This is a genomic window from Pseudoalteromonas shioyasakiensis, assembly GCA_013391845.1.
Classification (GTDB): domain Bacteria; phylum Pseudomonadota; class Gammaproteobacteria; order Enterobacterales; family Alteromonadaceae; genus Pseudoalteromonas; species Pseudoalteromonas apostichopi.
The window spans coordinates 346,083-357,543 of record CP058414.1 but is presented as its reverse complement, the minus strand read 5'-3'; the positions used below and the strand labels follow the sequence as shown (position 1 = coordinate 357,543).

The window sequence follows — 11,461 nt, the reverse complement described above, 5'->3', positions numbered from 1 at the left end:
TAACATTAAGCTTAAAGTCTTGGTGTTGGTTTTTTAAGTGTTATTTTCATACAAAATTAATATTTCATAAAAGACTGTGTTTTTAGCAGGTTGCAATCCAAATATTGAAATGCACTTATAAAGTATTTTTATTCACTTGTGTACCTATTTTCAGCAATGTAGAATCGTGATAACAACCATTTTTAGTTATTTAGTATTAATTTTCTAAAGCTATCAAATTAAGATTTATATTTATGAAAATGATCAAGTTAAGTCCAAACTGGATTTTACAAGGAATCAAGATCGCGTTGGCTATGCTTATTGCATTAGTTGCCAACTCCTTTGGAACATCATTATTAATTATTATTTTGCCTGTATTACTTATATTTCTTGTGCTGAGCTATTTAGGGATGCGCTCTTTATATTGTTATAAGGCAGGGATATGTTACTCATTAGGCTTAGGAAAGCGTTATATAAATGCTGAGGACATTAAGGAAATTGAGTTTAAATCGGTGGCATTTTTGACTGTTTTTAGGGTTTTCCTTAAAAATGGCAAAGTATTAAGGTTTATTAATTGGCAAATTGATGAGCAGCAACAGGGCTCGATAACAGCACTTTACCAACCTGACAATAAAGAAGAACAAATCGCTTAACGATACAAATAAAATGGCCGCGAAAGCGGCCATTTATTCATATTGTGTCGTTTATTTCTTTAGACGACGACGCAGTGCAAATGGTAAAGCTAGTAAGCTTAACCAAGCAAGTGAACCAGAATCATCATCTTTAGACTCTTTTTCTGCTTCATCTTCTTCAGTTACATCATCTGCTTCATCGTTAGTAATGTTGATGTATAGCAGTTGCGCTTCTGATAAGTTGCCTGCGCTATCCTGTGCACGGATCATCAGCGTAAGCTTGTCTTCTTCTTCGAAATCTAGCTCTTTAGCAACTGTGATTTCACCTGCGGCACTGATTGCAATCGCATCTGCATGCTCACCAACAATGCTAAAACTTACTACAGGTGTGTAATCAGCATCGCCATCAGAGAAAACTAATTGGCCTATAACTGCGCCAATTTCACTGTTTTCTACGATTTCGAATGTTTGATCTGCTTCGATTATAGGTGCTTGTTGCTCAGGAATAGGCTCTGCAGATTGAATATCAATAATCACAGGATCATGATCAGATGCACGATATGCATTATCTGCATAAAGGCCTGCTTGTTGTGTTGCTGACTTATACTCAAGGTTGTAGTCTAGGCTGATTGGCTCATCGGCATTGATATGCCAATCAGTCGCAGCAACAACTTTATCAAGCATAGATTCAGTTACTAGCGCGTGGTCAAGACTACCAATACGGCCAGAGAAGCTATAAGAGTAACCTAATGTATCACCGTCTAGTTCAGCAACCGCACTCTTAAGACCTTTGTCTGCAAATGCACGAATAGGATCTTCCATCGCGTAAGAGTTCATGTCACCCACTAGGATGATATCTTCATCTTCAACTTCAGTTGGGTAAGTTGCTAACCAATCTGCATAAGCATTAGCACCCGCAACACGGATTTCATTCCAACAGGCTTGACCATCGCCTAAGTCAGCATTATTACCCTCAGCGCTGCCACAGCCACCTTTAGATTTTAAGTGGGCAACTGCAACTGTGAAGATTTCTTCGCTTTCAAGAGATTGGAAGCTTTGGGCAATAGGCGGACGATTGCTGTAATCAAAAGGTTCAGCAGTTGTATGAGCTGCCTTACCTACTTCTGATACTTTATTTGAGCGATAAATTAAAGCTGTTGTGATTTGATCAGTACCAATTTTTTCAACATCAAAATCAACAAATGCGTAAGTGTTTTCTGCATCTTCGTCATTAAGTGCTGAAACTAGGCTTGCAATAGCACTGTTTTCACCGAAACCATCGTTTTCGATTTCCATTAAGCCAATGACATCAGCATTGATAGCTGTAATTGCACTGACAATTTTTGCTTGCTGACGAATAAACTCTTCTTCGCTGTCTGCACCACGGCTAGTTGGGAAACCTGCGCCTTGGCCATCACCATTGAAATAGTTTAATACGTTGAAGCTCGCTACACGAAGATCTGCATCTTCGTTAAGCTCTGGCGCATCGGTACGTGGGTTTGTTGCTGTAAACTCAGGTTGCACTGTAGGGTGAATGCGGTAACGGTTGAAACTGTAACCCATCACACCTGTAACAGTGTTTACTGTGTCACCCAAACGTAATGTGTTATAGGCATCAAGACCTGTGCCTGGGTAGGCGATTGGATCAAGGTTTTGTTTTGTTGAACCATCGTCGAGTAAGATTTGTTTTTTCAGGTTTTCAGCTTCAACAGCATTTGCTGCATCACCCGGTAGTGCAATTTGAGTACCTTGGTATAAACGCTCAGTACCTAAGTCAACCTCACCATAACGGCCAAGACCGTAGTTGTTATTGACAACTAAAGGTTGATCTATGGTTACTAACATACCTTCATAGGCTTCAAGGTCTGCAACTTCAGCAACTGGTAAAGTAACAACGGTTGGATCTGTAGATAGGCCTGTAGCACAGATTTCAACTTGGCTTACATCACCTAGCTGTGTCGCGCTGTAGTATTCAGCTACGCTACCTTTAACACGTACATGATCACCAACGTCAACATTAGTATCTGCGAAATAAACAAATACACCTTCAGAAGTAAGTGGGTTTGTATCAGCATCAGCAGCAAGTGAGCTAATAAAGAAGCCTTTGAGCTGATCATCACCTTGGAAGTCTGCGGTCACTACACCTTCAACTTCAACTTCAGTGTCAATAAGTGGGCTGTCGCCGCCTTCACCTTGAATTGCGTTGATTAATGTTTTTGTTGCTCCACACTCAAGCGGAGTAACTGGCTCTGGCTCAGGAGTTGGTTCTGTGCTTTCACCGTATTGACCAATATTGCTAAAATCATTTTGGTCGAATTGTTCCCACTCTTCGCTAGGGTTAAATGCTGATGTTGCATCAGTACGACCTGAAGTCACAGTCGTTTTGCGACGTAGTGTTTTATTGGCTGTTGTTACACCACCTTCATCCCATGCTGAACCAGGATCAACACCTAGTTGACCAAAGCTATCAACTATTTCACCGTCTTTAGTTAGGACTAGTGCGTCATCACCGTTGAAGTAAGTAATAGTTGATTCTATATCGGCTTTTGTCTTCAATTCATCAACAGAAACCAGCGTTAACAATAACGTAGGTCGCATTTGCTGCAAGTGTACCTGTTAAAGCTAAGCTGTTGTTTGGATCTGCTAGGTCTCCATTACCATTTGAGTATAAAGAGATAGTGTAACCATCAAGCGATAGTTCAGCGCCAGAGTTGTTGTAAAGTTCTACCGCTTTATTGTTAGAGCTTCCTTCAACGTATTCAGAGATGATTAGGTTGGCAGAAGCAGGCGCGCTCAGGCTTGCAATAACAAGCGCGAGCGGCGTTAATTTTGTATTTATCATTATTTTTCCCGTGTATGTATTTTTAAAGTCCCAATATGGGACACAGTACTTTAAGAAAAATCTATGACAAATTAAATGCAAAATGTTAATAAAATAGGAATAATTTCCAATTTTTAGAACATTTACTTTAGATTAGTTATTTTTTAACCAAACTGCTGCTTGTTTTGCAAAATAAGTTAGGATGCCATCTGCGCCAGCACGCTTAAATGCTAATAATGACTCCATGATTATTGCTTCTTCTGCAAGCCAACCGTTATCAATGGCTGCTTTATGCATGGCATATTCACCACTGACTTGGTAAGCAAATGTTGGTACACCAAATTCATCTTTTACGCGACGTACAACATCTAAATATGGCATGCCAGGTTTCACCATAACCATGTCTGCACCTTCTTGAAGGTCAAGGGCTACTTCACGAATAGCTTCATCAGAGTTGGCAGGGTCCATTTGATAGGTCTTTTTATCGGCGCCTTTCAAGTTACCTGCAGAGCCCACTGCATCACGGAACGGACCGTAGTAGCTTGAAGCGTATTTTGCAGAGTAAGCCATAATACGAGTGTGGATATGGCCTTCGGCTTCGAGTGCTTCACGAATTGCACCAATGCGTCCATCCATCATGTCTGAAGGTGCGACTATATCGGCACCTGCTTCGGCATGTGATAGCGCTTGCTTAACTAAGATTTCAGTTGTTACATCATTAATCACGTAACCATCTTCATCAATTATGCCATCTTGGCCATGTACTGTGAACGGGTCAAGTGCAACATCAGTGATCACACCAAGCTCAGGAAATGCTTCTTTTAATGCGCGAACTGTACGCTGTGCTAATGCATCAGGGTTGTAGGCTTCTTCAGCTAGTAAAGATTTTTTATCGCTAGGTGTTACGGGGAAAAGAGCAACGGCAGGTACACCTAATTCAACGAGTTCTTTTGCTTCTTCAAGTAGTAAATCAATAGAAAGACGCTCTACGCCTGGCATAGACTCAATAGCTTCGCGGCGGTTTTTACCTTCTAAAACAAATACAGGAAAAATAAGGTCATTAACGGTCAGCTGGTTTTCAGCCATTAGGCGACGAGAGAAGCCATCACGACGCATGCGGCGCATACGTGTATAAGGGAAAAGGTCGAGTCCTGATTGGGCCATGCTTGTATACTCCTAGTTTGGTAGAGGATAACTCACTACGCGATTTCGACCTGATTGCTTAGCATGATATAAGGCTTTGTCGGCATAGTCAGTGAATAAACTTGGGTTATTAATGTCTTCAGCAATTGCGCTGTAAACACCTGCACTCAAAGTAAATTTAATCGTTGTTCCGGCAACTATTATATCAGTCTTTTCTGCTGCTTTGCGTATTTGTTCAGCAATTTCTAATGCACCTGTAAGGGGCGTATTGGGCAATAGCACTACAAATTCTTCGCCACCATAGCGTGCGACCTCATCGAGCGGTCGCTTAAGGTGCTGCTTGATGACATCGGCGGCAGCTTGAATTGTTTGATCACCTGTTAAATGGCCGTAAGTGTCATTGACTGCTTTGAAGTGATCAATATCTATCATAATTATAGCCAATGGCGTTTGTTCACGACGAGAACGGCGAATATCCATCAGCAGTTTTTTATCAAAATAGCGGCGGTTCTTGGTTTTGGTCAGCGCATCTTCCATATTGAGCTGTTCAAGCTCCCGGTTTTTTTCTTCTAGCTCGCGAAGGGTGACTTGTAACTCGAAAGTACGCTCCTCAATATTAGCCTCAAGATTTTGCCGAGCTTGCTCTTGAAGTTTTAGGCGTTCTTGCATCAGATTATCTTGTGCTTTACTTTCAGCCAGAGCTGTCTGCTGTAATGCTACTTCTGCATCACGTTGCATTATAAACAGTTTTGTAACAGCATAGCTTAGGCTTAAACTACAAATTAAAAAGAAAATAAAGATGAGTGACTGCTCATTTATATACAAGTTGTATGGATTAAAAACGGCAAATGCGCTGTGAATAATTGCTGAGCAGAACGCTAACATAGCAATAATAAATGCAATGGATGGCTGTTTATATTCGTGGTTAAACTGTTTTATAGCGATAGCAATAAAGGCAGCTAATAAAATAGGCAAGCTTAATAAGCAGAGCGAAATCGCGACATAAACAGGTAAAAACCACAATATGAAAGTAATGAAAATGACACCCCATGCGAGCCAATTTTGAATAAGGCTCAAGCGACTTTTCTCTGCACCAAAAATATGACGCTGTAAAGGTACGAATAATGCGCAGCATATAAAAAACAAGCTTGGAATCGTTAATTGTTGAAATGATGTGCCACTTGGTTGAAGGTAGCGATACCCAAAGCCATATAAGTAGGTAAGTGATAGCCATAATAACATCAGTAGAAAGCCTGTATAAGCAAAATAACTGCGTCTTGAAAAACCATAAAGTACCAAATTAGTAATCGCTAAAGATAAAATGAACCCTACTAGTAATCCGTAGAGTAAATTAAACTTACTTTTATGTTTTAGGTATTCTGAGGGCTTCCAAAGGCTTAAGGGTACTCTAAGGCCACCGTTATTTTTAACTCTCAAATAAACGATAGAATGGCTTGCTTTGGGAATTGTTAGAGATACAAGCAGTGATTCATTTTTTATTTGCCGATTTTCTAAGGGAAGAGCATCTCCAATTTTTGTGCTAAATAAAACATGGCTAGCTTGGAGGTGGAATACATCCACTTCATCAAGTAAAGGGTTATCAATTGACAAGATCAGTGGTAAGTCATGTAGTGATGTATTCTGAATCGACATTTTTAACCACAAAGGACTTAAGTTCATGCCTAAGTTAAGAGTGTTGCCATGGTTTTTTTGCCAAGGTACAGCATCACTCGTAAATGCTTGCTGTTTTGTAATAGGATCAAGCGTGTACTCAACATCAAGAGAATGCAGAGATTTAAAGTGTGGGCTAACAGTAATCGGGTTAGCCAGCAAGCAGGGAGTAAAAACAACAACGAAGAGTACGCCACACAGTGACCATAGGCGCTTCATCTTAACCCTTAGTGGTAAATAATTGCCAAAAGTTTAGTGTAGTGTGTTTTGCAACATCAGTAAATTCGCATCCTTTCAAATCAGCAATTTGCTGGCATATATAAGGAAGGTTCTGAGGCTCATTGCGGCGAGATTTCGGTCTTGGTCTGATATTTCTCGGCATCAAAAAGGGGGCATCGGTCTCAATTAACAAACGATTCAAAGGAATTGACGGTACCAAGGCCTGTAGTTGCTCACCTCTGCGCTCATCGCATACCCAGCCCGTGACACCAATATAAAGCCCCATAGCTAGGTAGTTTTGTAATGCATCTTGGTCACCAGTAAAGCAGTGCAATACACCTCGCACCTTATAGTCACTCAAAATTGAGAGCATATCTTCGCAGGCATCTCGTTCATGCAAGTACACTGGCATATCAAGCTGTTCAGCAAGCTTCAGTTGGCGTCTAAACACGCTACGCTGCACATCTCGAGGAGAAAAGTCACGATTGTAATCTAAACCACACTCACCAATGGCAACCACTTCCATGTTTTGGCTAAGAGTCATTAAGTGTTCTTCAAGGTGTTTATCTGCTGTTTTTGCATCGTGAGGATGAACCCCTGCTGTGCAATACTGATTGAACTGTTTGGCGAGTTTCAAAGAAGTTTGGCTGCTCTGAAGATCGCAGCCAATAAGCAGCATCTGTGTTACATCTGCCTCAGCGGCACGTTGTAACACAGCGTCATGAATATCATCAAATTGATGATTGCTTAAGTTGACACCAGCATCAACTAGCGAAGTGCTCATTAGTTAGTACGTTTTACACGAATCGAACGGTTTTGACCTTTAACTTTTAGGAGGAAAGAATTGAAAATACCTCGTTCAATTATGACAACATCTTGTGCTTTTAAACGTAAGCTATCAGAGCCAACTTGACGCCATTGCTGACCATTATCAAGCTCGATGATCAGTTCACCATAAGGTGCTTTTTTTACGCTTTTTACTAAGGAACTTATTTGGTCATCGTTAACTTTTGCAACTTCTTTATGCTCTAAACCAAAGTCTTCATTTTTTGTTTTTACAATTTGTTCGCTTGTTGCAGCTGCAACAGGCGCCGCGACAACAGCTGCTGTAGAGCTTGCTGCAGGTTGTTTAATTTGTTGTTTTGTTGCTGGTTTAGACAGCGATTTACCAGCCATTACGTTGTCGTAACAAAGTAAGCGATTAAAATCATTTTCAACAAAAGTACACGCTTGTAGTGCTTGTAAGTTAACTTCGTTTGCTTGAGTAGTACCAGCAATTGTTAAAAGAGCAACGAAGGGAATGAGTTGTTTTTTCATTTTATTCCTCGGATTCCTGTTGAGGCTTGGCGGTATAAAATGCAGCCAAAATTAAACCTAATTCAAATAATAACAGCATGGGTAATGCTAGTAATGTCTGTGACAGTACATCAGGAGGTGTTAAAAACATGGCAACCACAAATACACCTACCACAATATAAGGTCGTTTTTCTTTTAAACTTTTTGTTGTTGTAGCACCACTCCAGCATAACAGCATGATGGCGACGGGTATTTCAAACGCAATACCAAAAGCAAAAAACAGTTTTAAAGCAAAACTTAAATAGCTACTAATATCAGGCGCTAATGTCATCATATCAGGGCCAGCGTTAGTAAAAAACCCTAAAATGATTGGCAGCACTACAAAGTAGCAAAATGCGATACCACTATAAAATAGCAAAATACTCGAGGCCAAAATCGGCATTAGCATACGCTTTTCATGTTGATACAAGCCGGGTGCTATAAAGCTCCAAACTTGGTGCAGTATCATTGGAATAGCAGCAAATAAAGCCACAAATAGAGTGAGTTTAAACGGTGCAAAAAAGGGTGCTGTTACATCCGTTGCGATCATGGTGGCAGTGCTTGGCAAATTTGCTATAAGAGGTGCTGCAACAAAGCTATAAATATCGTTGGCAAAATAAACCAAGCCGATAAATATTAGCAAAATGCTTAACAAAGCTTTCATGAGTCGATTTCGCAACTCAATTAAGTGGCCAACAAAGCCTGTGTGAGCTTGCTCGGTCATAATTTACTATTCATCATCGTTGTTATTGACCACAAAAGCAGAGATTAAATTCACTTTTTTTCATCATTATTGTTAATTTCTGCTTTTTCAGGCGTGTCTTTCTTGTAACTGTGGGTGACTGACTGGGCAGCCTTTTGTAGTTCGTTTACAGAGTCTTGCAGATCTGGAGAGAGTTCTTGCAAATTTTGTTGCTCTGCTTTTTTTAAGTTTTCGTGAAGCTCATGGATACGGAGTTCTTCGTTCACTTCAGCTTTCACTGAGTTGGCGACTGATTTTAATGTTTTTACCCAGCGGCTCACAGTGCGAATTGCCACAGGCAAGCGCTCTGGACCTAATACAATCAGACCTACGATCAGTACGACAACAAGTTCCCACATCCCCATGTTGATTAAGCCTTATGGTCGTCTTTGCTTTTCTCTACGGTTTCTTTGCTTTGCGTGTTAGAAGATTTTTCTATCTGCTCGCTTTTTGCGTTAGTTTGGTCTTCATCAGACACTGCCTTTTTAAAGCCTTTTACAGCACTGCCTAAATCACCGCCAATGCCACGAAGTTTCTTTGTGCCAAATAACAAAACGATGATTGCTAAAATAATGATTAATTGCCAAATACTGATACCACCAAAACCCATGGGTTACTCCGTTTTTATCAAATTTTTAGAATAGACTTGTCTCGATTATACTCACCAAAACATAAATAGCACTTAGTTTATGTGCTTCGCCATGCAGCAATAAAGCCCGCTACAGCAAAGCCAGCGGTAATTGCGCTCGCAACTAAATCATGCTGTAAATAACATAAGCCTGAAACAATCAAGCAGCTACCAGCAAAGATGCTAAGTAACAAAGGTTTAGCAGATTGCGGCGCAGGCAATTGTACAGGTTGTTGTTGACGTTTTAAGTTTTGATAAATTAAATCAGGTAATTCAGGCATTTTTTCTGCCCAAAATGGCAAGTTCGCATACATTTTTTTCATTACTGCAAGCGGACCAACTTGTTCTTTGACCCAATCTTCTAGGAAAGGTTTAGCAGTTTTCCATAGATCAAGCTGCGGATACAGTTGTCTGCCAAGGCCTTCAACATACAACAGCGTCTTTTGCAGTAACACTAATTGCGGTTGAACTTGCATATTAAAGCGACGAGCCGTATTAAACAGGTTGACTAACACATGGCCAAAAGAGATTTCAGCTAATGGTTTATTAAAAATTGGCTCACACACAGTACGAATAGCAAACTCAAACTCTTCGATGCTGGTATCGGCTGGTACCCAGCCAGAATCAACGTGTAGTTGCGCTACTTGGCGATAATCACGGTTAAAAAAGGCAATAAAGTTTTCTGCTAAATAGCGCTTATCTTCGCGATTAAGGGTGCCTACAATGCCACAGTCAATACCTATATATTTTGGGTTATGTGGGTTTTCACGAGAAACAAAAATATTACCCGGGTGCATATCTGCATGGAAGAAACTGTCACGGAATACTTGCGTGAAAAAGACTTCTACTCCGCGTTCGGCTAGTAGCTGCATATTGGTATTTTGCGCAAGCAATGCTTCAGTATCTGATACAGGAATTCCGTAAATACGCTCCATTACCAATACATTACTACGACTGTAATCACTGTATACAAAAGGGATGTAAAGTGAATCTGAGTCTTCAAAGTTACGGCGTAGCTGTATTGCATTCGCCCCTTCTCGCATTAAGTCGAGTTCATCCAACAAGGTTTTTTTGTACTCGTTTACGACTTCAATAGGACGTAAACGTTTAGCCTCTTTTAATAACTTTGCAACTAATCGAGCGACTTTTTGCATCAGCATTAAGTCAGCATCAATTTGCTCTTTTATATTGGGGCGTATGACTTTAATTACCACATCTTGAGCTGCGCCATGCTCATCAATTAAGGTAGCAGTATGGACTTGTGCGATCGATGCTGATGCTAAAGGTGTTTGCGAAAAGTCACTGAACAATTCACTAATATCATTAATTCCCAGCGCTTTTTCGATAAGCTGCTGGGCAAGTTCACCTTCAAAAGGTTCAACCTGATCTTGTAGTAGTGCAAGCTCTAATGCGACATCATGAGGGAGTAAGTCACGGCGTGTTGAAAGCATTTGGCCAAACTTGATCCATACCGGGCCAAGTTCTTGTAGAGCAAGTCGCAAGCGCATACCTGCAGGTTTATCTTTATGTTGGTTGCGTAACCAAAATAAGCTTCCGCGTCCGAGCTTTGCAAACCAAGGCACTCTTTTACGCGGAATTAATTCGTCTAAGCCGTAGCTCAGAAGGGTTTTAGTGATGTAATAAAGACGAGCAGACGACACACAAGTTCCTTAGCGCATTAGCGTGACTGTAACAGCGCGTTAATTCGCATCTCTAATTGAGATACTTGGCTTTTTAATTGGCGATTTTGCTGTTTAAACTCAGCAAGCTCAAGAGGGTGTATGGTCACTGCTAACTCATCTTGGCAAAGTGTTGTTAAGGTATTTTCTAACTTACTCTTTGTTTGTGAACCACGACGTTTTAAGGTTTGTAAAGAGAGCCACAACTGTTGTGCTGGGGCATCGCCAATGTATCGAGAAAAGTGCTCTGGCCAGTCAATATCAAGCTCTGCAAAAGCATTGCTAAAGCCTTGTGCAAGATTTAAATCGCCTTGCAAGTCGAGCTTATCTTGGCGAATGAGTTGCGTTAGCATTGACGGATCTTTAAGCGCCAACAAGGTATTGATATCAGCGCTGATCATGCAGTCAAAATTGCGCTCTTGCGTACTGTATAAATGAATTTGCTCGTTGCTGTATACGCACAAAATTGACTGTTGCCAATCACGTACCTCAACCAACAGCTGTTTATCAGCAATTGCTGCAAGTTTGCCTTTTAACTGAGGGTCTAACTGCAGCAGTTGATTAATGATTCGTTCGACGAGTGATAACAGAGCGTTTGCTAACATCGCGTTA

The 11,461-nt window shown here is 40.7% G+C and carries 10 protein-coding genes and 1 pseudogene; 1 reads left to right on the top strand and 10 read right to left on the bottom strand.

Annotated elements, in window-relative coordinates:
- Positions 1-233 precede the first annotated feature (233 nt).
- Complete coding sequence (locus tag HYD28_01670) at positions 234-632, top strand: hypothetical protein (GenBank protein QLE07785.1); 399 nt, start codon at positions 234-236, stop codon at positions 630-632.
- Between the two features lie 51 nt (positions 633-683).
- On the opposite strand, the pseudogene HYD28_01665 reads toward HYD28_01670, so the two are convergent.
- The 10 genes and pseudogenes from HYD28_01665 to HYD28_01620 all read right to left on the bottom strand — a co-directional run bounded on the left by HYD28_01665 (position 684) and on the right by HYD28_01620 (position 11,454).
- Positions 684-3,453: pseudogene (locus HYD28_01665) on the bottom strand (ExeM/NucH family extracellular endonuclease).
- A gap of 132 nt (positions 3,454-3,585) precedes the next feature.
- Positions 3,586-4,596, bottom strand: a complete 1,011-nt coding sequence (gene hemB, locus HYD28_01660) for a porphobilinogen synthase (GenBank protein ID QLE07784.1) — start codon at positions 4,594-4,596, stop codon at positions 3,586-3,588.
- 12 nt (positions 4,597-4,608) lie between these two features.
- Positions 4,609-6,465, bottom strand: a complete 1,857-nt coding sequence (locus HYD28_01655) for a diguanylate cyclase (GenBank protein ID QLE07783.1) — start codon at positions 6,463-6,465, stop codon at positions 4,609-4,611.
- Between the two features lies 1 nt (position 6,466).
- A complete protein-coding gene (locus HYD28_01650; protein QLE07782.1) occupies positions 6,467-7,249 on the bottom strand; it encodes a YchF/TatD family DNA exonuclease in 783 nt (260 codons plus the stop codon).
- Positions 7,249-7,782 carry a hypothetical protein gene (locus HYD28_01645; protein QLE07781.1) on the bottom strand — a complete coding sequence of 178 codons (534 nt, stop codon included), beginning with the start codon at positions 7,780-7,782 and terminating at the stop codon, positions 7,249-7,251. Before HYD28_01645 ends, HYD28_01650 begins: the two co-directional genes overlap by 1 nt.
- Before the next feature lies 1 nt (position 7,783).
- The gene (tatC, locus tag HYD28_01640) at positions 7,784-8,524 is read right to left on the bottom strand and encodes a twin-arginine translocase subunit TatC (protein QLE07780.1); all 741 of its coding nucleotides are present in this window, start codon (positions 8,522-8,524) and stop codon (positions 7,784-7,786) included.
- A 50-nt stretch (positions 8,525-8,574) separates the two neighbouring features.
- A complete protein-coding gene (gene tatB, locus HYD28_01635; GenBank protein QLE07779.1) occupies positions 8,575-8,907 on the bottom strand; it encodes a Sec-independent protein translocase subunit TatB in 333 nt (110 codons plus the stop codon).
- Between the two features lie 5 nt (positions 8,908-8,912).
- The gene (tatA, locus tag HYD28_01630; protein QLE07778.1) at positions 8,913-9,152 is read right to left on the bottom strand and encodes a Sec-independent protein translocase subunit TatA; all 240 of its coding nucleotides are present in this window, start codon (positions 9,150-9,152) and stop codon (positions 8,913-8,915) included.
- A gap of 77 nt (positions 9,153-9,229) precedes the next feature.
- Positions 9,230-10,831: a ubiquinone biosynthesis regulatory protein kinase UbiB gene (gene ubiB, locus HYD28_01625; protein QLE07777.1), complete on the bottom strand. Its 1,602-nt coding sequence runs from the start codon at positions 10,829-10,831 to the stop codon at positions 9,230-9,232.
- A 17-nt stretch (positions 10,832-10,848) separates the two neighbouring features.
- Positions 10,849-11,454, bottom strand: a complete 606-nt coding sequence (locus tag HYD28_01620) for an SCP2 sterol-binding domain-containing protein (protein QLE07776.1) — start codon at positions 11,452-11,454, stop codon at positions 10,849-10,851.
- Between the last annotated feature and the right edge of the window lie 7 nt (positions 11,455-11,461).

What these genes read in the sequence shown, in the direction of transcription:
- HYD28_01670 (QLE07785.1), top strand. Translation starts at nt 234, where the DNA reads ATGAAAATGATCAAGTTAAGTCCAAACTGGATTTTACAAGGAATCAAG.
- hemB (QLE07784.1), bottom strand. Translation starts at nt 4,596, where the DNA reads ATGGCCCAATCAGGACTCGACCTTTTCCCTTATACACGTATGCGCCGC.
- HYD28_01655 (QLE07783.1), bottom strand. Translation starts at nt 6,465, where the DNA reads ATGAAGCGCCTATGGTCACTGTGTGGCGTACTCTTCGTTGTTGTTTTT.
- HYD28_01650 (QLE07782.1), bottom strand. Translation starts at nt 7,249, where the DNA reads ATGAGCACTTCGCTAGTTGATGCTGGTGTCAACTTAAGCAATCATCAA.
- HYD28_01645 (QLE07781.1), bottom strand. Translation starts at nt 7,782, where the DNA reads ATGAAAAAACAACTCATTCCCTTCGTTGCTCTTTTAACAATTGCTGGT.
- tatC (QLE07780.1), bottom strand. Translation starts at nt 8,524, where the DNA reads ATGACCGAGCAAGCTCACACAGGCTTTGTTGGCCACTTAATTGAGTTG.
- tatB (QLE07779.1), bottom strand. Translation starts at nt 8,907, where the DNA reads ATGGGGATGTGGGAACTTGTTGTCGTACTGATCGTAGGTCTGATTGTA.
- tatA (QLE07778.1), bottom strand. Translation starts at nt 9,152, where the DNA reads ATGGGTTTTGGTGGTATCAGTATTTGGCAATTAATCATTATTTTAGCA.
- HYD28_01620 (QLE07776.1), bottom strand. Translation starts at nt 11,454, where the DNA reads ATGTTAGCAAACGCTCTGTTATCACTCGTCGAACGAATCATTAATCAA.